Origin of the sequence: Bradyrhizobium sp. WBOS08, from assembly GCF_024585125.1 — a bacterium.
Classification (GTDB): domain Bacteria; phylum Pseudomonadota; class Alphaproteobacteria; order Rhizobiales; family Xanthobacteraceae; genus Bradyrhizobium; species Bradyrhizobium japonicum_B.
Genome location: NZ_CP028988.1, coordinates 5,042,468 through 5,063,602 on the forward strand (window position 1 = coordinate 5,042,468; position 21,135 = coordinate 5,063,602).

Annotated in this window: 18 protein-coding genes; 12 read left to right on the forward strand and 6 right to left on the reverse strand. The window is 65.4% G+C overall.

The annotated features are described in order from the left end of the window. The first annotated feature begins 96 nt into the window (after positions 1-96). The 5 genes from DCM80_RS23530 to DCM80_RS23550 are packed head-to-tail and all read left to right on the forward strand — an operon-like array spanning position 97 to position 5,605. Positions 97-1,698, forward strand: coding sequence for an ABC transporter substrate-binding protein (locus DCM80_RS23530; protein WP_257177682.1), 1,602 nt, complete (start codon positions 97-99; stop codon positions 1,696-1,698). A gap of 17 nt (positions 1,699-1,715) precedes the next feature. Continuing rightward, positions 1,716-2,657, forward strand: coding sequence for an ABC transporter permease (locus DCM80_RS23535; protein WP_063195829.1), 942 nt, complete (start codon positions 1,716-1,718; stop codon positions 2,655-2,657). Continuing rightward, positions 2,654-3,577: an ABC transporter permease gene (locus tag DCM80_RS23540; RefSeq protein WP_257193930.1), complete on the forward strand. Its 924-nt coding sequence runs from the start codon at positions 2,654-2,656 to the stop codon at positions 3,575-3,577. The genes DCM80_RS23535 and DCM80_RS23540 overlap by 4 nt, the downstream gene beginning before the upstream one ends. Before the next feature lie 43 nt (positions 3,578-3,620). Continuing rightward, positions 3,621-4,610 (forward strand): ABC transporter ATP-binding protein, encoded by a 990-nt coding sequence (locus DCM80_RS23545; protein ID WP_257193932.1) that lies wholly within the window; start codon positions 3,621-3,623, stop codon positions 4,608-4,610. Then, entirely contained in the window at positions 4,607-5,605 is a 999-nt protein-coding gene (locus tag DCM80_RS23550; RefSeq protein ID WP_257193934.1) for an ABC transporter ATP-binding protein, read from the forward strand. The genes DCM80_RS23545 and DCM80_RS23550 overlap by 4 nt, the downstream gene beginning before the upstream one ends. A 97-nt stretch (positions 5,606-5,702) precedes the next feature. Here DCM80_RS23550 and DCM80_RS23555 read toward each other — a convergent pair whose 3' ends face one another. The 3 genes from DCM80_RS23555 to DCM80_RS23565 all read right to left on the reverse strand — a co-directional run bounded on the left by DCM80_RS23555 (position 5,703) and on the right by DCM80_RS23565 (position 9,998). Then, positions 5,703-7,238, reverse strand: a complete 1,536-nt coding sequence (locus DCM80_RS23555) for a hypothetical protein (RefSeq protein WP_257193936.1) — start codon at positions 7,236-7,238, stop codon at positions 5,703-5,705. Positions 7,239-7,266: 28 nt separating this feature from the next. Continuing rightward, positions 7,267-8,439 carry a glycosyltransferase family 4 protein gene (locus DCM80_RS23560; RefSeq protein WP_257198024.1) on the reverse strand — a complete coding sequence of 391 codons (1,173 nt, stop codon included), beginning with the start codon at positions 8,437-8,439 and terminating at the stop codon, positions 7,267-7,269. 212 nt (positions 8,440-8,651) lie between these two features. After that, positions 8,652-9,998, reverse strand: a complete 1,347-nt coding sequence (locus tag DCM80_RS23565) for a lipopolysaccharide biosynthesis protein (protein WP_257193938.1) — start codon at positions 9,996-9,998, stop codon at positions 8,652-8,654. Positions 9,999-10,447: 449 nt separating this feature from the next. On the opposite strand from DCM80_RS23565, the gene DCM80_RS23570 reads away from it, so the two are divergent. Further along, the gene (locus tag DCM80_RS23570) at positions 10,448-11,671 is read left to right on the forward strand and encodes an NAD(P)/FAD-dependent oxidoreductase (RefSeq protein ID WP_257193939.1); all 1,224 of its coding nucleotides are present in this window, start codon (positions 10,448-10,450) and stop codon (positions 11,669-11,671) included. Positions 11,672-11,698: 27 nt separating this feature from the next. On the opposite strand, the gene DCM80_RS23575 is transcribed toward DCM80_RS23570, so the two are convergent. Next, positions 11,699-12,835, reverse strand: a complete 1,137-nt coding sequence (locus DCM80_RS23575) for a GNAT family N-acetyltransferase (RefSeq protein WP_257193940.1) — start codon at positions 12,833-12,835, stop codon at positions 11,699-11,701. 981 nt (positions 12,836-13,816) lie between these two features. Here DCM80_RS23575 and DCM80_RS23580 point away from each other — a divergent pair. Further along, on the forward strand, positions 13,817-15,106 hold the full coding sequence (locus DCM80_RS23580) for a c-type cytochrome (RefSeq protein WP_373569421.1): 1,290 nt from the start codon (positions 13,817-13,819) through the stop codon (positions 15,104-15,106). A 58-nt stretch (positions 15,107-15,164) separates the two neighbouring features. Here the strand turns inward: DCM80_RS23580 and DCM80_RS23585 are convergent, their stop codons facing one another. Continuing rightward, positions 15,165-15,431: a hypothetical protein gene (locus DCM80_RS23585; RefSeq protein ID WP_257193942.1), complete on the reverse strand. Its 267-nt coding sequence runs from the start codon at positions 15,429-15,431 to the stop codon at positions 15,165-15,167. A gap of 81 nt (positions 15,432-15,512) precedes the next feature. After that, a complete protein-coding gene (locus DCM80_RS23590; protein ID WP_257193945.1) occupies positions 15,513-17,483 on the reverse strand; it encodes a 4Fe-4S binding protein in 1,971 nt (656 codons plus the stop codon). Between the two features lie 179 nt (positions 17,484-17,662). Between DCM80_RS23590 and DCM80_RS23595 the strand changes: the two genes are divergently transcribed. Genes DCM80_RS23595 through DCM80_RS23615 form a run of 5 tightly spaced genes read left to right on the forward strand, consistent with a single transcriptional unit; the run spans position 17,663 to position 21,048 of the window. Beyond that, on the forward strand, positions 17,663-18,388 hold the full coding sequence (locus DCM80_RS23595) for a biotin/lipoate--protein ligase family protein (protein WP_257193946.1): 726 nt from the start codon (positions 17,663-17,665) through the stop codon (positions 18,386-18,388). Next, the gene (locus tag DCM80_RS23600; protein WP_257193947.1) at positions 18,385-18,924 is read left to right on the forward strand and encodes a DUF6505 family protein; all 540 of its coding nucleotides are present in this window, start codon (positions 18,385-18,387) and stop codon (positions 18,922-18,924) included. Before DCM80_RS23595 ends, DCM80_RS23600 begins: the two co-directional genes overlap by 4 nt. Further along, positions 18,921-19,928: a DUF6352 family protein gene (locus DCM80_RS23605; protein ID WP_257193948.1), complete on the forward strand. Its 1,008-nt coding sequence runs from the start codon at positions 18,921-18,923 to the stop codon at positions 19,926-19,928. The genes DCM80_RS23600 and DCM80_RS23605 overlap by 4 nt, the downstream gene beginning before the upstream one ends. Further along, positions 19,925-20,440, forward strand: coding sequence for a DUF3305 domain-containing protein (locus DCM80_RS23610; RefSeq protein WP_257193949.1), 516 nt, complete (start codon positions 19,925-19,927; stop codon positions 20,438-20,440). The genes DCM80_RS23605 and DCM80_RS23610 overlap by 4 nt, the downstream gene beginning before the upstream one ends. Beyond that, on the forward strand, positions 20,437-21,048 hold the full coding sequence (locus tag DCM80_RS23615) for a DUF3306 domain-containing protein (RefSeq protein ID WP_257193951.1): 612 nt from the start codon (positions 20,437-20,439) through the stop codon (positions 21,046-21,048). The genes DCM80_RS23610 and DCM80_RS23615 overlap by 4 nt, the downstream gene beginning before the upstream one ends. Positions 21,049-21,135: the final 87 nt, after the last annotated feature.

The window sequence follows — 21,135 nt, forward strand, 5'->3', positions numbered from 1 at the left end:
CCGGTTAGTGGCATACCATTTGCTTGCCAATGAGTTCTGGTTTCACCTGCTCTTGGCCAACGATGGCCGGCATCACGGCATTACTGGGAGGACTTCATGGATCGCAGGACCGTATTGAAGGGACTGGCTGGCGCGGGCGGTCTGGCATTGACTGGCCTCTCGGCCCCGGCCATCGCGCAAGGCGCATCGGCCCGCACGCTGCGCTTCGTGCCCCAGGCCAATCTTGCCAATTTCGATCCGATCTGGGGCACGCAATATGTCGTGCGTAACGCCGCCGCGCTGGTCTGGGACACGCTTTACGGCATCGATTCCTCGCTCCAGCCGCAGCGCCAGATGGTCGAGTCCGAGGAGACGTCCGACGACGGCAGGATTTGGACCTTCCGCTTGCGCCCCGGTCTCAAGTTCCATGACGGCGAGCCGGTGCTGGCCAAGGACGTGGTCGCGAGCCTGTCGCGCTGGGCGGCGCGCGATCCGATGGGCCTGATGATCATCGCGATCCAGCAGGAGCTGACGGCCGTCGACGACCGCACCTTCAAATGGGTCTTGAAGCAGCCCTTCCCGAAAATGCTCTATGCGCTGGCCAAGAACAACGCGCCGTGCTCCTTCATCATGCCCGAGCGCATTGCCAAGACCGACCCCTTCAAGCAGATCACAGAATATGTCGGCTCGGGTCCCATGAAGTTCGCCAAGGGCGAATGGGTGCCGGGCGCCAAGGCCGTATTCGAGAAGTTCGCCGATTACGTGCCGCGCCAGGAGAAGGCATCCTGGCTCGCCGGCGGCAAGCAGATGATGGTCGATCGCGTGGAGTGGATCGTGATGCCGGATCCGGCCACCGCCGCGGCTGCCCTGCAGAACGGCGAGGTCGATTGGTGGGAGAACCCGATCGCCGATCTCGTGCCCGTGCTGAAGAAGAACAAGAACATCAGCGTCGATATCGGCGATCCCCTCGGCAATATCGGTTCGTTCCGCATGAACCATCTGTTCGCGCCGTTCAACGATGTGCGCGCGCGGCGCGCTGTGCTGATGGCGATGAACCAGGAAGACTACATGCGCGCGATCGTCGGCGACGATAACGCGCTGTGGAAGCCGCTGCCCGGCTTCTTCACGCCTGACACGCCTGTTTACAACGAGCTGGGCGGCGAGATCCTCAAGGGCAAGCGGGATCTCGACGCCGCCAAGAAGCTGCTCGCCGAGAGCGGCTATTCCGGCCAGCCGGTGACGTGCCTGGTCGCGCAGGACCAGCCGATCACGAAGGCGCAAGGCGACGTCACGGCCGACCTCCTCAAGAAGCTCGGCATGAATGTCGACTTCGTCGCGACCGATTGGGGCACGGTCGGCTCCCGCCGTGCGGCGAAGACGCCGCCGGGGCAGGGCGGCTGGAACATGTTCCACAGCTGGCACGCAGGCGCCGACTGCATCACGCCCGCCGCCTACACGGCCATCCGCGCCAACGGCGACAAGGCCTGGTTCGGCTGGCCCAACAGCCCGAACACCGAGAAGGAGATCACGGGCTGGTTCGAGGCCAAGAATGTCGAGGAGGAAAAGGCCGCGATCGGCAAGGTCAACAAGGCGGCACTCGAGGATGTCGTCTACGCGCCGACCGGCTTCTTCCTGACCTATACGGCATGGCGCAAGAACGTCTCCGGCATCACCAAGGGACCGCTGCCGTTCTTCTGGGGCGTGTCGAAATCCGCATGATGCTGCGCTGAAGCCAGATGCTCTCCTACATCCTCCGTCGCATCGTCGCGACCCTGCCGGTCATGGCGATCGTCGCGCTGTTCGTGTTCAGCCTGCTCTACATCGCGCCGGGTGATCCCGCCGTGGTGATCGCGGGCGACCAGGCAAGCCCGGAGGATGTGGAGCGCATCCGCCAGAGCCTCGGTCTGGACCGGCCGTTCCTGGTCCAGTTCGGAAGCTGGGTCTGGCGCATCCTGCACGGCGACCTCGGCACCTCGATCTTCACCAATCTGCCGGTGTCGGCGATGATCGGGCAGCGCCTCGGACCGACGCTGTCGCTGATGATCGTCACGCTGCTGCTCACGATCGTGGTGGCGGTGCCGCTCGGCGTGGTGGCGGCGTGGAAGGCGGGTAGCCTGATCGACCGCGTCATCATGGGCTTTGCCGTGTTCGGCTTCTCGCTGCCCGTCTTCGTGGTCGGCTACATGCTCGCCTACATCTTCGCGCTCGAGCTCGAATGGCTGCCGGTGCAAGGCTACACGCCGCTCAGCTCAGGCTTCTGGCCGTGGCTGGAAAACCTGATCCTGCCGGCGATCGCGCTCGGCTGCGTCTACATCGCCCTGGTCGCGCGCATCACCCGCGCGGCCATGCTCGAAGTGCTGCAGCAGGACTACATCCGCACCGCAAAGGCCAAGGGACTCGGGCAAGGGGGCATCCTGTTCATTCACGCGCTGAAGAATGCGGCGGTGCCGATCGTGACGGTGATCGGGATCGGCATCGCGCTGCTGATCGGCGGCGCGGTCGTGACCGAGAGCGTGTTCGCGATTCCGGGCCTTGGCCGGCTCACGATCGATGCGATCCTGCGGCGCGACTATCCCGTGATCCAGGGCATCGTGCTGCTGTTCAGCTTCGTCTACGTCCTCGTCAATCTGATGATCGACGTCATTTACACGCTCGTTGACCCGAGGATCCGCTATTGACCGACACGACCGTCAATCCGCAATCGCTTCCAGCCGGGTTCGTGCTTGCACCACAGCTGCCCGAAATCCTGCGGCCGGTCACGATCCGGCGCGGCTTCCTCGGATTCCTGCGCGGCCATCCCACCGTTGCGATCGGCGGTGCGTTGCTGCTGACGCTGGTGCTGATCGCTGTCTTCGCGCCCTATCTCGGCTCGGTCGATCCGACCGCGCTCGCGCCGGCCAAGCGCACGCGGGCACCGTCGGCCGATTTCTGGTTCGGCACCGACGTGCTCGGCCGCGATATCTATTCGCGCGTGCTCTACGGCGCGCGGGTCTCGCTCACGGTCGGGCTGTCGGTGGCGATCTTTGCGTCCGTTGCCGGCCTTGCCATCGGCATGGTCTCCGGCTTCATCCGCTGGGCCGACGGCATCCTGATGCGCGTCATGGACGGGCTGATGTCGATCCCGCCGATCCTGCTCGCGATCGCGCTGATGGCGCTGACGAGGGGCAGCGTCGGCAACGTCATCCTGGCCATCACCGTGGCCGAGATCCCGCGCGTCTCGCGCCTCGTTCGCAGCGTCGTGCTGTCGCTGCGCGAGCAGCCCTATGTGGATGCGGCGGTCGCCTGCGGCACGCGCACGCCGATGATCATCCTGCGCCACATCCTGCCCAACACGGTGGCGCCCATGCTGGTGCAGGCGACCTATATCTGCGCCAGTGCCATGATCACCGAGGCGATCCTGTCCTTCATCGGCGCCGGCACGCCGCCGACCATCCCGTCCTGGGGCAACATCATGGCCGAGGGCCGCGCGCTGTGGCAGGTCAAGCCCTACATCGTGTTCTTCCCGGCAGCGTTTCTCTCGGTCACCGTGCTCGCCGTGAATCTGCTCGGCGACGGCCTTCGCGATGCGCTCGACCCGCGCATGGCCAAGAGCCTGTAATGTTGCCTGTGATGTCGCATCTGATGGACCGAGGCTGATCGCGATGGCCCTGCTCGAAGTCGACAACCTCCAGACCCATTTCCGCACCCCCGGCGGCATCAACCGCGCGGTCGACGGCGTATCCTTCCATGTCAATGAAGGCGAGACGCTGGCCATCGTCGGGGAATCCGGCTGCGGCAAGTCGGTGACCTCGATGTCCCTGATGCGGCTGATCCCGGAGCCGCCGGGCCGGATCGCTGGCAGCATCCGCTTTGCGGGCAGGGACCTTCTCGAGCTGTCCGATCGCGAGATGCGCGCCATTCGCGGCAATGACATCTCGATGATCTTCCAGGAGCCGATGACGAGCCTCAACCCGGTGCTCACCGTCGGCCGCCAGATCCGCGAGACCTTGATGATCCATCAGGGCCTCGACAAGCAGGCCGCCGAGGCGCATGCGATCGAGATGCTGACCCTGGTCGGCATCCCCGAGCCGAAGCGGCGGGTGCGCGAATATCCGCACCAGCTCTCCGGCGGCATGCGCCAGCGCGTGATGATCGCCATCGCGCTCGCCTGCAATCCGAAGCTTCTGATCGCGGACGAGCCCACCACCGCGCTCGACGTGACGATCCAGGCGCAGATCCTCAAGCTGATGCTGGACCTCAAGCGCCGGGTCGGCGCCGCCATCATCCTGATCACCCACGATCTCGGCGTCGTCGCCGAGATCGCCGAGCGCGTCATGGTGATGTATGCCGGCCGCAAGGTCGAGGAGGCGCCGGTGGCCGAGCTGTTCCGCTCCCCGCGTCATCCCTACACCCAAGGCCTGTTGGGTGCGGTGCCGCGGCTCGGCTCCTCGCTGACGGGCACCGCGAGGCGGCTGGCCGAGATTCCGGGACAGGTGCCCGATCTGCGCAAGCCGATCGCCGGCTGCGTCTTCGCCGGCCGCTGCGCGCTCGCGACCGATCTGTGCCGGCAGTATGCGCCCGGGCTCGAAGAGAAGGGCCCGCGCCACATCGCCGCCTGTCACTACGCGGCCAAGGGAGCCATCGCGGCATGAGCCCTCCGCTGCTCCAGGTCAACGACCTCAAGAAGCATTTCCCGGTCAAGGCCGGGCTGTTCAGCCGCAAGTCCGAATTCGTCTATGCGGTCGACGGCGTCTCCTTCGAGATCGCGCGCGGCGAGACGCTGTCGCTGGTCGGCGAGTCCGGCTGCGGCAAGTCGACGGTCGGCCGCGCCATCCTGCGGCTGTTCGATATCACCGCGGGGCAGGTGATCCTCGACGGCCAGCGCATCGACGATGCCGCGCCGAGCACGATGCGTCAGATGCGTCGGCGGGTGCAGGTGGTGTTCCAGGATCCGTTCTCCAGCCTCAACCCGCGCATGCGGGTGCGCGATATCCTGGCCGAGCCGATCCGCAATTTCGGCCTCGCCAAATCCGCCGAGGAACTCGAAGTCCGCCTCACGGCGCTGATGGACACCGTGCGATTGCCGCGCGAGGCGCTCAATCGCAGGCCGCACGAATTCTCCGGGGGCCAGCGTCAGCGCATCGGCATCGCCCGGGCGCTGGCGGCCGAGCCCGAGCTGATCGTGTGCGACGAGGCGGTGTCCGCGCTCGACGTCTCGGTCAAGGCGCAGATCGTCAATCTGCTCCAGGATCTCCAGAGCGAGTTCGGCCTCGCGCTCTTGTTCATCAGCCACGACCTCGCGATCGTCGAGCACATGACCCACCGCGTTGCCGTGATGTATCTCGGCAAGATCGTGGAGGTGGCGCCGCGCCGCGAGATCTTTGCCGCGCCCAGACATCCCTACACCAAGGCGCTGCTGTCCGCGGTACCGTTGCCCGAGCCGGGTGCCCAGCGTAACCCGATCATCCTCAAGGGCGACGTGCCGAGCCCGATCAATCCGCCGAAGGGGTGCCGCTTCCACACCCGCTGCCCCCTCGTGTTCGATCGCTGCCGCGCCGAGGAGCCGGTGCTTCGCGCAGCCGGAACCGAGCAATGGGTGGCCTGTCATCTCGAAGAAGCCGCTCCAGAGGCAAGCCCGGAAGGGTGAGTTTCACGCTGGAGGCGGCAAGCTGCGGAAATAGCGGGCGGTGTGTTTGATTCACGCCACCCGGATCGTCACAGTAGCCGACACGCGCTGATCCGCGTCAGCGCGCGGCGAACGGATTGACTCGCGCGGGCAACACAGTCGACGGAGACTTGCTGGCAAAAGCGCGCGTCTTGGGTTGGACCCGCGAGCCGTCGATCACCTCAAGCCGGCCGCAGCGGTTCAGGGTGTGGAGCTTCCTGCCGGGCCACGCCGGTCCGGGCTTAAGGGAATGGCGCACGGTCTGCCTGAAGGCCGTTGGCGACAGCTCGACCACTTCCGCCAGCGCGAGCGCCGCGCCGTATCCGTCGGCGCAGTTCTGCACCGGACGCCACAATTTATCGTTGATGGTGACGAAATTCCCTGCCGGCCGCGTGCTCGCGCGGTCGATCAGGACCGGATTGCTGGCATGGGGCAACCAAGGCCCCAGGAGGCGCTCCGCGTAATAGATCGCCAGCGAATCCGAATAGCCGCCGGTGCCGTCGCGCCAGGCGCCGAACAGATAATGCAGGCCGTTGTGCTGCGTGATCGTCGCGTCGGCCAGCTCGAGACCGGACAGCAGCGTCGCGTGCCGCTCCCATTTGTCGGGGAAGCGCACGCATTTGTAGAGGGCGACGTCGCCGTGGGTCGAGCTCTCCGGGATCATCCACAAGGCGCCGTCGTGTTCGATCAGGAACGGATAGGAGAGATGCCAGGGCTCCTCCAGCACCGGCACGACCTCGCCGACCGGTCCGTTGTCATCGAACTCGACCGCCGAAATGATGCCTTTTCCGACGCGGTGATCGAGGTCCTCGAAGAACACGAATGTTCGTCCCTGCCAGGTGATGGGAAAGGGATCGGCGTAGAAGTGGTTTCCGGGATCCTTCAGAACGTTCCAGCCCGGACCTGAGAGATCTCCGGTCTGCCAGACCCCCGCGCCGTCATTGAAGCGCCATCCGACATGCCAATGCGGGGCATAGCAGCAGAGACGATAGATCTCCTTGGCGATCGATACGGCGAGGCCGCGCACGACATAGGCCGTCGGCTGCCGGCCGACGCCTGCTCCGGCGGGGCGCGCCAGTTGCGGCACGATGCGCGGCCGTCCCGACAGGATCGCCGCCACCATGGTCAGGGTTCGCGCCATGACGGTTTCGAGCGCGCCGCTGAGGCCTGCGGCAATTTCGCCGGATGGATGGCCGCGATCGACGACCGAGCCGTCGACCTCGTTGATGATCTCGATCACCGGCAGGTCGCCGGCCAGAATGGCGGCGAGCGCGGCATTCTCGCCGGCAATTCCGTTGAACAGCGGACGGAGATACAGCCGGGCGGAGCTGCCGGGATCGCGCGCGCCGCCGGTGAAATCAACGATCACGTCGGCGGTCTCGGTATGAGCCTGCGTGCGCTGCGGAATGACGTCGAGCCTGTTGGCGCCGCTGGGCTTGCCCCTGTGCAACACCACGCGTTCGAGCTCGAAAAGGCTGTCGAGGCCCGCGGGCCGCGGTTCGGCATTTGCGGTCCACGCGATTTGAACCGGAACATCCCGGCCGTCGATCGACAGCGTCTTGCGGCTCATCCACCGCCGCGCGTAGTCCCGTTCACAGCGAAACTCGATGATCATGTCGAGCCGATCTATCCAAGGTTTCAGGTCAAATGACCTCGTCGAGAATACGAACGTATTCCTCCACCATGGCATCTACCGAATAGCGCAGCCTCAAGCCTTTGGCGTTTTGTCGCAGCGCCTCGCGCAAATCTTGGTCCGTCAGCAGCAGGGAGACGGCCGCCGAGAGCTTCGCGTGCTCGGAGGCATCGACGAAGAGCGCAGTCGGTTTGCCTTCGCAGGACAGCACTTCGCGCAGCACGGGAAGATCGGTCACGACGGAGGGAACACCGGCGTTGGCAGCCTCGACCGCGGCCAAGCCGAAGGTTTCGGCCTGTGTCGGGAACACGAACACGTCGAGACAGGCGAGGAAGTCCGCCATCCGGCTGGGGGGAATCTCGCCGAGCAGATGCAGCCTGTCGGAGACCTTCAGCTCATCCGCCAGCAGCTTCAGCCGGGCCTCGTCGGCGCCCTGGCCGGCGAGCGCGAGATGCCAGGACGGCTCATCTGGCAGCAGACGTATCGCCAGGTCGAGCCGCTTGTGCGGATGCAGCCTCGCGGCGCAGCCGAGCAGGACGCTGTCGCGCGGCAGATTGAATGCCTGTCGTGCAGCGTCCTTCGACAGGGTGAGGGCCTTGTCGTCGAAGCCGTGCGGCACGTGCACCATGCGCGCCCGGTAGGCTGCGGGGTAACGCGAATATTCGCGCTCCATGTCCTTCGAATTGAGCGTGATGCGTTCGAAGAAGCCGAGGCTGCCCATGACGATGTCGGTGGTGCGGACCGGCCGGCTCATCGCCAGCGCGGATGAAACCTGATTGGCGACGACAGGGGCGCGGCTGACGAGGCGCGTCATGCCGGCGCCGATCACGTTGCCGAAATGCTGGAACGTCAGGACGGCGTCGGGCCTGATGGTCCAGATGTGACGGCCGAGCGTCCACAGCATCCGGAGCAGCGCGACCGGATTGCCCGGCCGGCTCGGCGCGCAATAGAGCGTATCGGGCGGCTCGTCGAACGAATCCGATTTACGGAAGAAGAACAGATTGGTGACGCGGTAGCCGCGCGCGGTCAGCCCGGCGCCGAGCAGCCTGGAGATCTCCTGCGCGCCGGCGTTCTCAGCCTGGGTTTGCGCGAGCAGCACGTGCGGCTTAGTTCCGCGGTTCGACCGCGCGGGTGCGGCTGCGGTCGTCTCGCCCAAATCCTTGTTCGGCTGATAATGCAGCACGGCTCCCGACCCGCTCAAGAAACGAAATCTTCACCTTCTTAACTCCGTACCTATCATGCGGGCATCGCGCGGACACCGGCTAGCCTCAAACGGAGTTAATGCGAGGCGCGACCGTCGACATCGATCACGCAGTTATTTCGCTGGTTCCCGGACGCTGCGCAGCGAGCGCGTTAACCAATCGATCTTGCGCGCCGCTGATGCGTGAACGCGAGCTAGTCGCCGGAGTCGGCGCCGCGTACGGCATAATTACCGCGTTTGATTCCGCTGAAGCGCAACAGCACCAGAATTGAGGGATCGACCCCTGAGCGCCGACGACAGATCACGTTCAGGGCAATGGTCGCGAGCGCCAGCGACACCGTGGCGGAAATCGCCGCGCCAAGCAGCCCGAGCCAGGGAATGAGGACGAGAAATCCCACCAGCCGCAGTGCGACGTTCGCGGCCACGACGGGAACATAGATTCGTTCGTGGCCTGTCAGCTGCAGGATCGCAGCGGCGGGGCCGCCCGCGGCCTGGATGGCGGTTCCGATCGCAAGCACGATCAAGACGGAATGCTGTTCGGTGAAATGGGGGCCGAACAAATTGAGGAGATAGGTGCCGCCGATCCAGACCGTGGCGAGTCCGGCGGCCACGCACAGCGCGGTCACCTCCGCCATCAACCGCAGGGTCCGCTCGAACTCCCGATGATTCTTGCTGAAGTACAGCGAGGGCAGCCGGCGCGCGCCGAACGTGTACAGCGCCGCGGAGACCATGGCGAAGATGTTGGCGAGGCGCGAGGCGGCAAAGTAGATTCCGGCCGTCGTAGGATCCAGCATCCAATAGACCAGGATGACGTCGAAATACTGGTTGGCGACCTCGAGGATGGATGCGATCCAGAAGTGAAGGGCGCTGGACCGCCAGCGCGACGTTTCCGAGCGTGCCGGCGTGCCGCGCAGATCCGGCAGCACACGGACGACCGAAATGATCTGCGACGCCAGGCTGACCGACATGGCAATGGTCATCACCGCGAACAACTCGGCGGGGTCGAGTTGCCGGTGCCCGAGCAGCACGGCGAGCAGGAAGGCCACGACGATGGCCCGCCAGAAGAACTCGCGATTTCCTTCGCCCATGAGAATGCTGACCAGCGAGCGTGCGACCTGGCTGCCGAGCATGATGCCGGCATTCACGGCCGTATAGGCCGACACCGCCAGGATGAGCACCCACCAATCGCCTCTCATGTGCGCTGCAATGGCAATGCCGGCGATCACGATCAGCATGGCGATCGAGGTGATCTTGAAGCTCGACAGCAGGACGCCCTTGGTGAGATCCGGCCTGCCGCCGACCTGGTACTCGTTCAGGAAGCGCACCAGCAGCGATTCCTGGCCGACCAGTCCCACCACCGCGGCGATCTGAGCCACCGAAAGCCAGGTCGCGAAAATGCCGAAGCCATCGGGCGACATCGTTCGTGCCGCCAGCGAGAACAGCGCAAACGCAAGTGCGCCGCTGCCAACCTTCAGGAGGATGGTTCCGACCACACCGCGCGTGACGTCACGCCGCAACAATTGAAGGATGGATTCGATCATGAAAGACTAAGGAGCTGCTCTCTCCCGAAGGGACTGTTCGGACGCCGACGGCAATCTAGCATGCGGAAAAACCGCGAGTGTTAATGGTGGCAAGCGGGATCTTGCCGGCGACATCAGCCTCGTGGTTCCAATTGCTTCACTGTGAAACATCGCCGTCCTCGTTGTCTCAAATGGAGCAGGCCTTGGCCGGACCGAATGAAGGCGTAGCGCCGTATCGACGGCCGATAACGGCGAGATCGGTCGCTCGAATGCGGGTTGGCCCGCCCGCGTTTCCGGCCGCCCGAAGTTACGGGAATCCCGAGCAAGAGGCGTGCCGGCCATCGTCGCGACAGCCGGCTCGCAGCTCCGTTAACCTCGATAGCGAGAAATGATCGCGTTTGGTCCTGCGATGCGACATCAGGCCGGAGAATTGCACGTGCGACTTTAGTTGACCGTGGGAGCCTTGGATCATGACGGCGGACAGAACCGGGACCGAGCCGATCGCCAAAGCCGGCACTTTGAGGACCGATGCCGACATCGCGATCGTCGGCGGCGGCCTTGCGGGATCGCTTGCGGCGGCCGTGCTGGCGCGGGCAGGGCACCGCATTGCCCTGATCGACAAGCGCGCGGTCTATCCGGACGAATTCCGGGTCGAGAAGATCGGCGGGCATCAATTGGCGATGCTCCGCAAGCTGGGCTTCCTCGGCGCGCTGGAGAATGTTGCCTGTCGATATGATCAGGTGCTCAATATCCGGGAAGGCAAGGTGGTCGACGTCAGCGTCGGTCAGGCCTACGGCTTTCCCTATACCGATCTCGTGGCCATGGCGCGCAGCCAGATGCCCGATCCGTCCGGCCTGATCGTCGACGAGGTCACTGCGATCAGCTGCAGCGACGACGTCCAGCATCTCGAACTGGCCTCCGGACGGCGCGTGACCGCGCGCCTCGTCGTTCTCGCCACAGGCATGTCGGAAGCTGTCGCTTACAAGCTCGGGATCAGACGGCGTGTGCTGGCCGAGCGCCATTCGGTGTCGTTCGGCTTCACAATCGTCCGCCAGGACGGTCGCCCGTTCGATTTCGAGGCGCTGACCTGTTATGGCGAACGCACGGCGGACGGCATCGACTATCTCAGCCTGTTTCCCGTCCGCGCCGGCATGCGGGCCAATCTCTTCATGTTCCGCGACCCAACCGATCCGATCATGCGCGAGCTGCGTCGCGAGCCGGAGGCGACGGTCTTGCGCCTGCTGCCGGGATTGCGGCCCTATCTCGGCGACTTCCGCGTCATCGGCCGGGTCCAGAACTGGGTGATGGATCTGACCGTCGTCGAGGGACACCTGCGGCCTGGCGTCGTGCTCATCGGCGATGCATTCCAGACCAATTGTCCTGCCGCCGGCACCGGCGTCGCGCGCCTACTGGTGGACGTCGATCGTCTGTGCACCGAATATGCGCCGCGATGGCTCATGACATCAGGCATGGGCCAGGAGAAGATTTCGCAGTTCTATTCCGATCGCGACAAGATCGCGGCGGACCAGCAATCGCTGAAGATGGCGCGCTTCCGCCAGGCCCTGACGTCCCGCGACGATATCGGCTGGGACGTCCGGCGCCGGTTGCACTTCCTGCGCCGCAGCCTGGCACATCGTGTCGATCAGATGCATCCGGGCTGGCTCGGGCGCGTTCGCGGCGCGTTGCGCGCCTGAGTCCGTTGTCCTTTGTCTGCCGCCGGATCAGCGCGTGGGCGTCGGCGTGCGGGCAGGCAGGAGCCGCAAGTCCGCCAGCCGCTTGGCCGCCAGCTTCAGCCAGGGCGCCTGCTTCAGCGCGAACAGGGCGATGGCGCCTGCGGGGCTGCCGGCCTGCGTGACCGCCCACATCGGCGACGGCTGTCCGCCGAACAATTTCTTGTATGGCTCGTCACCAATGGTGAAATCGAGCATCTGATCGCCGCGCTCGATACAATCCCGCGCCACCTGCTCGAACATCTGTGCGCCGATCGACTGGCTCTTGTACCCGGCAATGTCGAAGGCGCTCATGATGACGAGGAAGCTGCCACGATGGCACAGTCCGAGCACAGCCGCAATCACTTCGCCGTCCATCTTCATGGCGTAGAGGCGCACGAAGCTGCCGAGGCCACGAAGAGCGACGTCGGAATAGAAGCCGAAATATTCGGGGCGCTGAAGCAGGTCGCCGTCGCCTTGTGCCTGAAAGCGCGGACCGCGAAATTTCTTCATCACCTCCAGTGCCTCGAGCACGGAGGCGCCGTCGGTGCAACATGAGAAGCTCAGCGCGCCTTTCTTCTGGAGCTGGCGATATTTCTTTGCAAGCTCCTTCTGATAGGAGCGATCGATCGCGCTGGCCCGCCATTGCTCGAACGGTGCGACGAGAACCGTCGCGTAGGCATTGGTGTCCATCGACACGCGGCGCGAGGCCGCCAGGAGTTTTTCGATCGGAAGCCGCGCGTCGGGCAGCTTGGTCATGCGCAGCAGATCGAACGGGCGAACGAGGCGCCGAATCTCCGCGCATGCCTCCGCGTCGTCGAGCAGTTGCGAGAACACCTCCGGGCTGCAAACCGGTGCCAGATAGTCGGAGACGCGCAGGTCGGCAAACTCGACCGTTCGGATCGGCCCCCGCCGGATCCGCAGCAGGGGCAGCACCATCGCAAGCGCCCCCGTCGCGCGGGTGCGGACCACGACGACCAGTGCTGTCGCGCCGGCATCCGGGGCGAGCCTGGTGTAGAGGCTGTGCAGCCAGATCGGATGCTGGAACGCGGTCGCGGCCGAGCGATCGAGCAGCTCGGCATATTCCGGGGACAGAAAGTCGAACGATTGCTCGATGACGATGTCGAACGTGTTGCTAGGCTTGTTCATGCGCAATCAAGGACACCGGGCAATTCGCGAAGATCGATCGAACTGTCGCTGCGCTTTATAGCAGGCTCGTTACGGGCGAGACACCAGCACTGTGCGATTTGCATCAATGCGTTCAACCATGTTGGTATCGTTACCAAACTCTTAAATCAGATCCGTTTGGATATCGTGCCCCGATCGCGGCGGTTCATCGACCGCGACCGCGAGGATTGCAGCCGCACGATCCTGCAATTGCACCATGCGGGCAAGTTGCGGCTGTTCGCCGTGACGAGCGATCGGCGGTCGCGCGGCGTCACAATGTCGGCATGAGCCCGAAAAGCGTGTCGCGAGGAATCGGTCCAGCTATTTGTTGGCGCGATGTCAGAGGCGGACGCTGGTCGTCGCAAACGCTTGGGCGGCGGGCTCCTGCACTCTGTTCAAGACCATCATCCCCGCAATCGCGATCAGTACGGCCGCGACACAACCAAGCAGAAAAGCCTTCATCTTCGGACTCTCTCGATCGGAACATCAAGCCATCTATACGATACATCCTTGATGTGACCAGCCGGAAACCAGCGTCCGGCCGATGCCAAAAGTCGGTTATTGCGGCGCACGCTTCGGAACGGAACGCGGCTTGGCCCATTTCAGTACGGACATGGGAGGATTCCGCGTGAAACTGCTGACAACGTCTTTGTGCCTCGCAGCCCTTTGCCTTTCCGGAAGCGTCTGGGCGCAACCCGCACAATCCGGCTCATCGGCTGCGCAAACCCCGCCCGAGGACAAGGGCCAGCTCCAGCCGCAAGGCTGGACCGGTCCGATCAATACGGGATCGGGTGGCGCGCCCGCCGCAAGTCCGCAAGGTCAGAGCCCGCCTGGAATGCAGGCTGCGCCCGAGGGATCGTCGAAAACCACGACGGCGCCGGCCAAGTAGGCCGGTTCCGATGTTCATCTTGGCCGGCTCTTCTGGCAATCTTGGGAGCTGGATTTGACCAGGGCCGGCCAGGAATGACGAGATCACCTCTGTGCGCGAAATTGGCCGCCGCGCTGTGGGCCGTCTTTGCCGTCGCATCCGCGCACGCCGACATGGCGGGGCACGGTGGCCCGATACGGGCGCTTGCCGTTTCTCCCGACGGCGAGGAGCTTCTATCCGGCAGCTTCGACACGTCCGCGATCCATTGGTCGCTCAGGACGGAGAGTGCAGAGCAGGTGCTTCGGTATCATGCCGATGGCGTCAATGCCGTCGCCCTGCTGAAGGACCGCCGCATGATCACGGCCGGCGCGGACGCACGGATTGCGGTGTGGACGGCGGGCCGGCCGCAGCCGGACCGCGTGCTGGAGGGACACGCCGCGCCGATCGTGGCGCTTGCCGTCTCGCCCGATGGATCGCTGCTCGCCTCGGCATCGTGGGATCGGACGGTGCGGCTCTGGTCGCTATCGGACGGCACGTCGCGTTTGCTCGAAGGGCATTCGCAGAACGTCAACGGCGTCGCCTTCACGCCGGACGGCAGGCTTGTCAGCGTTGGCTACGATCTTGCGCTGCGCATCTGGCGTTTGCCGGATGGCCAGCCCGAGATCGTGACGTTGCCGGCGCCGCTGAACGCCGTGGCCGTGGCGCCGGATGGTGAGATCGTCACGGCCGCGGTCGATGGCAGGCTGCGCATGTTGACAGGGGAGGGCAAAGTCAGCGGCGAGGTCGCGGCCGGTCCCACGCCGGTGGTGGCTTTGGCACTATCGGCGGACGGCGCCTTGATCGCTGCGGCCGGCATCGGCGGCACAGTGGCGATCATCGATCGCAGGTCGCGCAGCCTGCTGCGAACATTGATCGGACCTGGACTGCCGGTATGGTCGGTAGCCTTCCTGTCGGATCGCGAGACGCTGCTGACGGGTGGCGCGGACGGCAAGATCAGACGCTGGAATGCGCGCACCGGCGAGCCCATCGGCTCGATCCTGGCAGGATCGCCGCCCGATCCGCTTGCCGCCTATGCCGGCGATCATGGTGCCGATGTGTTCCGGGCATGCGTTGCCTGTCATACGCTGTCGGAGAAGGAGGTGCAGCGCGCGGGTCCGACGCTTGCCGGATTGTATGGCCGCAAGATCGCGTCGCTGCCGGGCTACCGCTTCTCCGATGCCCTGAAGACGATGGACATCATCTGGACGCCGGAGACGGTTGCGAAGCTGTTCGAAATCGGGCCGAACGCCTATACCCCCGGCACCAAGATGCCGGAGCAGCGCATCGGCTCGGCCGAGGATCGCCGCGCGCTCACCGATTTCCTTGGCCGGGTGACGTCGCGCTAGAGCATGCTCCGGAAAAGTGCGCAGCCGTTTTCCGGAATGATCATGAGCAGCCGCGGCCTCAGATCGAATCCCAATTGTCCATCGGAAGATCCTTCATCTCCGGATGTTGCTTGAGGATCTGAATGACGTCGATGCCGGGGTGCTCCTTGAGCGCTTCCGCGACGCAATGGTTGACGTATTTGCGGCGCGACATCCACGCGACCTTCTTGCCCTTGGCTTCGGCCTTGCAGCCGACGATCGCCTGCTTCAGGGCAACCTTCTGTGCCTTGGTCAGCGGCGGAGCGGCAGCTTCGGCCGCGCCGCCGCCGAGAGCGATGGAAATCATGCACGTCGACAGAGCTGTGATCAAACGAGACATGGTGATGCTTCCCCCTGGTTTCCTGCCCCTGATGTCTGGTGGTCTTGTCTAGTCCTTGCCCTCGCGCTGGCGTAGATAGTCGTCCGTCGTCCGCGGCGGCGTTCGTTCGGGAACGCCCTTGAACGGATCGAATTGCTGCTCGCTCGTGACGATGACGCGGCAGTCGGCGCACATCCTGAGCGTCTCGACCAGCTTGTCGCCGGCCGGATACATCCAATGGCGGCCCTCGAGCTTGGCTGCGATGCGGTCGATCGTGCTCTTCACGCCGAACGGCGTGCTGCAACGGATGCAGAGCGCCGGCTCCTCCTCCTTGAGAACGGCGGCAGGCGCGCGGGCCGCGCGGAAATCGATCTGCGGCTCCAGGCTGATGACCTTTTCCGGACAGGTGCTCTGGCACAGCCCGCATTGCACGCAGGCATCCTCGATGAATTTCAGCACGGGCCGATCGGGATCGTCCCGCAGCGCGCCGGTCGGGCAGGCCGAGACGCAGGAAAGGCACAGCGTGCAGCCGCTGGCGTCGACGCGGATCGCGCCGATCGGCGCGCCCTGCGGCAACGCGATCACGTCGACCGGCTGCGGCGCCAGGCGATGCAGCTCGCTCAATCCGAAGCGCAAGAGGTCGCGCCGCTTGCCTACGGTCTTGAAGGTCGCGGGCGTCGCGACGGCCGCGAGGGGGCCGATGCCGGTCAAATGCTCGCCGAGCGCGTCGGGATCGTCCGTTTCGATGGTGGCGAGGCGGCGGCCGGAAAATCCGAGACCACTGAGGATCGGCTCGGCCATGCCAATCGTCTGCAACAATCCGCTCACATCGTGGCGCGGCTTGGCGCGCAGCAGATAGCGCACGGCGGATACGCCGTAGGCGAAGGCGCCGACGATCGCCTCGAGCCCGAGCTGTGTCAGCTCGTTGACGGCAAAGGGAAGCACGTTCGCCGGCAAGCCGTCGCCGTGACGTGCCAGGGCATCGATCAGCGGCGTGCCGTGCGGGCCGTCGTGAAACAGCAGCACGGCGTTCGCGCCGCCCGCCTCGCGGTAGGCGAGCAGCATGGCGCGAATTCGCTGCAGCTGCGTGTCGGCGGGCGGCAACGTGTAAGATGCAGCGCCGGTCGGGCAGGCGGCGGCGCATTGGCCGCAGCCCGCGCAGATATTCGGGTCGATCGCGACATGATCGCCAACGGGGGTGATCGCCCCGGTCGGGCAGAGATCGAGACAGCGATGACAGCCTGTCCGCTTCGAGCGCGAATGGGCGCAAAGAGCGGGCGTGACATCGACATATTTCGGCTTGTCGAAGCTGCCGACGAGATCGCGGGCGGTCAGCACGGCGCGCAGCACCGCAGCGGGATCCTTGGTGTCGGCGCGAAGATAGCCGTCGCGCAAATCGTGCGCGGGAAACAGCGGCACATCGCCGGAAAGATCGAGCACGATGTCGCAGCGCGAGGTGACGCCGCTTCGCGCCGCATCCAGCACGAAGCGATCGCGCGAGGAGGGGCGGGGACGCGCGTAGTCGTCGATCGCAAGCTCGAAGGCGCCGAAATGCCCCTTCGCGGAGCGGATCGTCCCCTTCACGATCGGGAAGACCGTCGCGGCGGGCGGCACGGTGTCGTCGAGCTGCTTCAGCATCACGGTGACGTCGAGGTGATCGGCAAGCAGGCGGCCGGCCTCGATCGCTGCCTCATCGCGTCCGTAGATCAGGACCACGCCCTCGCTCGACAAGGTGAGAAGCGGATAGTCCGGTGCCTGGACGGAAGCGGACGCGAGCAGGGCGGCCATTTTCGCGCCGGCGCGCGCACCGTCGCGCGACCAGCCGGCGGTTTCGCGGATATTGACGAAACTGATCGCATCACCCCGGTTGCCGGCTTCGTCCGAGAACTGCGCCGCCTGCTGCGTGCAGGCGACGGTCAAGGCACCTTCTGCCGCCGCGATCCTGCGGAAATGATCCAGCTCCGCACCGCAGAGATGACTGAAGCTCTTGATCTCGCTGCCCGGACATCCGCGCCGGATCGCGGCCGCGTCGAGGCGCATCGTGCCTTCGCACGAGCAGATCAGGACGGTCTTCGCTGGCTGCTCCAGGTGAACCCCTCCGCCATTCGGACGCCGGCGGCGGACTCGCGCCGGCCTCTCGTCTCGTATAGACATTATCCATCGGGAAGAAAAGGAAAGCGGAGGACGGCCTGCCGTCGACCCCAGTGAGCCATGTTTCCGTGGCGGAACCGATTCACTTGCCGCCGCCGTTCACGTTGGTGCGGCTGCGTGAGAGCGGCGACGCCTTTGCCCACGCATGCCGCATTGCACCGGAAAGCGGCGCCGGCACGCTCGTCTATGTCGGCCGCTTCGACCTCGCAGAGTTCGCCGTCGTGTTCGAGCCGGCCGAGCCCTTGCGCAGCGCGCGGCGCGCATTCTACGCCGGCATGGTCGCGCTCACCGATGCACTTCGCGCCTATGCGCCGCCGAGCAAGCCGATCACGATCGACTGGCCGGATGCGGTCCGGATCGACGGCGGGCTGGTCGGCGGCGGCCGGATGGGCTGGCCGTCCGATGCCGACGAGGATACGCCGCCGCCCTGGCTGGTCTTCGCAGCGATGATCCGGACCGTCGCCATGAACGATGACGAACCGGGCGTTCACCCGCTGGCCTCGGCCCTCGATCAGGAAGGCTTTGGCGAGGCCGGCGCGGCGCAGATCACGGAGAGCTTCGCCCGCCATTTGATGCTGGCGCTTGACGGCTGGCGCGTCGATGGCTTTGACAGCCTCGCGCGCGACTATCTCACGCGGATGCCGCGTGAAAGGCAGACAGTTCAGCGCATCGACGATCGCGGCAATCTGCTCACGCGCCGCCTCGGCATGGACAAGACCGAAAGCAACGACCTCGTGCGGGCGCTCGCGACGCCATCCTGGCTCGATCCGGCGCTCGGAGGGCCACGCCTATGAAGCTCCTGCGCACCATCGCACTCGATCCCTCCGACACCTTCATATTCGATGTGGCGGCAGAGCCGGGCGAATGGGCCGTCTCCGGCGCTTTCCGCTTCTGGGACTGCGACGGATCGAAGCTGGAAGGCAAGCCGCGCGCGGCGTTTCGCGGCGGCTTCCTCGGGGTGCAGTCCTGGGGCTGGTCGACGCTGGCGCAGATCGTTCCGGCGACGGAAGACGACTACCGCAGCCTGGTCGATCTCCTGGCGAGGCAGCTCGTCGATCGTTTCGGCGCGCCGGACATGGCCGTTGCGAGGGCGGCCGCGGAAGAAGAGGTCGCGTTCGCGCAGTCGCTTTGCAGCCATCCGATCAGCGCGCTTATTGCAGTGCACCGCAGCTCGAGCGATGGCGAGGTGCGCGAATCCTTCCGCCGGCTGCAGCTCCGCGAAGGGCAGGGGCACAGCAAGGCGTTCTCCTTCATGGCAATGGAGGACGACGTTCAGCCCGACGGCGATCTCAAGCTAGCGGATCTGGGCCGGGAGCCGATCATCAGATGAACGATTTCTGGATCGCCTGCGGCCATCACCTGCTCGATCGCGACGAGGGCGGCGGGCTTCGCGTCACCGACGAGTTCCTCAAGGCCTATTTTGCCCGGCCGGAGCTGATGCCGCCGGAGGACGCGTGCCCGGTCGAACGCCGGCTGCACCGCGAATTGCTCGCCGAGCCACGGCGCATCGTCAGCGCTGACGAGATCGCTGGAATCGTGGATGCCGATGCCCGGGAGAACTGGCGCTTCGTGCTGGCGTTTCGCGATCTGCTGGTGCGGCATCCGACGCTCGAAGCCGCTTATCTTGCATTCGTACGGTCCGGCGCGAACGATTTGCCGCCGCTGTTCGTCAACCAGCTCGTGCACGTCATCCTGCGCAATGCGCTCGACGGCTGCGAGGATCCGTTCGTGCTGCGCGCGGCCGAGCTGTTCTTCCGGATCCAGCGCGTCCTGCCGCATGAGCAGGCCCTGTTGCTCGGCGACGAGGAGATCGTCGGCGGCCGGAGTCCGACGCCGGTGCTCTCTCTGATGTCGATGCTGGGGGCGACCATCGATGCGACGGTCGAGGTCTTGAGCGAGGACAATGCGCAGGCCTATTGGCAGCGCAGCGATCAGTTCGACATGGCGCTCGACCTCACGCCCGATGGGCGGGGACCTGCGGCGCTGGCCCTGGCGATGACGCGCTGGGTCTCCCATCTGCTCGGCATCGACGTGACGATCGAGCCGCTGCGGGCGCTGCAGGACGCCAGGCTGACCTGGTATGTCGGGCTCGACGCCGACGCCACCAGGCTTGGCGATCGTCTTTGGCGCGGTGAAGAGCTCGACGAGCGCAGCGCGGACCGCGTGCTCGCGCTGTTCCGGCTGACCTTTGCGGATTCCAGCCAGGCGCTCGACGATGTCGGGGCTGAGCCGGTCTATTTGATCCTGTCGATGACGCCCGATCAGAAGCTCCGGTTGAAGCCGCAGAATCTGCTGACCGGACTGCCGGTGAAACGCCTGGAGATGGCGACATGAGCCCTGCGGCGCTGCCGACCCTCTCGATTCCCGTCGGCGTCGTGGTCGAGCGGCGCAAGGCCGCCTCGCCTTGGGTCGATTTCGTCTGGCGCGGGATCGCCGTGCTGCCGGACGAGCCGACCACAAGGCCCTGGACCGTGCTTCGCGAGCAGGACGACACGACCCTGTTCTATGCCGGCAGCGCCGCCATCGAGCTCTATCCGTCCGAAACGGCGCGCTATCGCGACAATCTGGCTTCAGGCAATCCAAGCCTGTGGACCGTGCTGTCGCCATCGGAAGGCGTTTTTCCCTATGCGGTTGCGGCGGTGACCGCCGATCCCGCGGAGGGCGAGGGCTTCACCGAAGCCGCCGACAATCTGGTCGAGGCGGTGCCGATGCCGGAGGCGCTGCTTGAGACAATTGAAAAGTTCGTTGCCGAGCATCATGTCGAGCGGGAGTTCGTCAAGCGCAAGCGGCGGCGCGCCGACCCGGAGGCGCTGGCCCGGCGCGAACCCGAAGGCGGACAGGAATGAGCGAGGAGGAGTTCCTTTCGCGGTGGTCCCGCCGCAAGCGCGAATCGTGGGCGGAGCCGGCGAAGCCTGCCGAGGCGCAGCCCGCGCCGCCGGCCGAGACCGAGAATGCCGAGAGCGAGCTTGACCTCTCCAGCCTGCCGTCGATCGACGACATCAATGCGGCGACCGACATCACCGCGTTCCTGAGGAAGAACATCCCACAGGAATTGAGCCGTGCGGCTCTTCGCCGCGCCTGGGCGACCGATCCCGCCATTCGCGACTTCGTCGGGCTTGCGGAGAACGCATGGGACTTCAACGACCCGACCGCGATGCCGGGCTTTGGGCCGCTGGATTGCTCCTCGGAGGAATTGGCCGCGCTGGTCGATCGCGTCGTCGGCGGTGTCCGCGAGGCACTGCAATCCGCACCGGAGGCCTTGATCGAAGCGGCGGATTCTCCGCCGCAATTGCATCGATCCGATCCGGCACCGACCGCCGATGTCGCCGAGCCGCCGGAGGCGACGGAGCCTTTGGCCATCTCTGTTGCAACGCAACCAACGGCGATTGACCGATCAATCGACCATGCTGAGCCGATCAGAGCTCGCAGCCATGGTGGCGCGTTGCCGCGCTGAGCAACGCGACCAAAGGCTATAGGCTTTGCCTATGGGGAACGATTGACCGTCCGCGGAACCCGGATTACGCTTGCGTACTGCTTTGTA

Coding starts and splice junctions, on each gene's coding strand:
- DCM80_RS23535 (WP_063195829.1), top strand. CDS start 1,716: ATGCTCTCCTACATCCTCCGTCGCATCGTCGCGACCCTGCCGGTCATG.
- DCM80_RS23590 (WP_257193945.1), bottom strand. CDS start 17,483: ATGCGCCTCGACGCGGCCGCGATCCGGCGCGGATGTCCGGGCAGCGAG.
- DCM80_RS23605 (WP_257193948.1), top strand. CDS start 18,921: ATGAACGATTTCTGGATCGCCTGCGGCCATCACCTGCTCGATCGCGAC.
- DCM80_RS23575 (WP_257193940.1), bottom strand. CDS start 12,835: ATGAACAAGCCTAGCAACACGTTCGACATCGTCATCGAGCAATCGTTC.
- DCM80_RS23615 (WP_257193951.1), top strand. CDS start 20,437: ATGAGCGAGGAGGAGTTCCTTTCGCGGTGGTCCCGCCGCAAGCGCGAA.
- DCM80_RS23545 (WP_257193932.1), top strand. CDS start 3,621: ATGGCCCTGCTCGAAGTCGACAACCTCCAGACCCATTTCCGCACCCCC.
- DCM80_RS23600 (WP_257193947.1), top strand. CDS start 18,385: ATGAAGCTCCTGCGCACCATCGCACTCGATCCCTCCGACACCTTCATA.
- DCM80_RS23530 (WP_257177682.1), top strand. CDS start 97: ATGGATCGCAGGACCGTATTGAAGGGACTGGCTGGCGCGGGCGGTCTG.
- DCM80_RS23555 (WP_257193936.1), bottom strand. CDS start 7,238: ATGATCATCGAGTTTCGCTGTGAACGGGACTACGCGCGGCGGTGGATG.
- DCM80_RS23610 (WP_257193949.1), top strand. CDS start 19,925: ATGAGCCCTGCGGCGCTGCCGACCCTCTCGATTCCCGTCGGCGTCGTG.
- DCM80_RS23585 (WP_257193942.1), bottom strand. CDS start 15,431: ATGATTTCCATCGCTCTCGGCGGCGGCGCGGCCGAAGCTGCCGCTCCG.
- DCM80_RS23580 (WP_373569421.1), top strand. CDS start 13,817: ATGACGAGATCACCTCTGTGCGCGAAATTGGCCGCCGCGCTGTGGGCC.
- DCM80_RS23550 (WP_257193934.1), top strand. CDS start 4,607: ATGAGCCCTCCGCTGCTCCAGGTCAACGACCTCAAGAAGCATTTCCCG.
- DCM80_RS23570 (WP_257193939.1), top strand. CDS start 10,448: ATGACGGCGGACAGAACCGGGACCGAGCCGATCGCCAAAGCCGGCACT.
- DCM80_RS23565 (WP_257193938.1), bottom strand. CDS start 9,998: ATGATCGAATCCATCCTTCAATTGTTGCGGCGTGACGTCACGCGCGGT.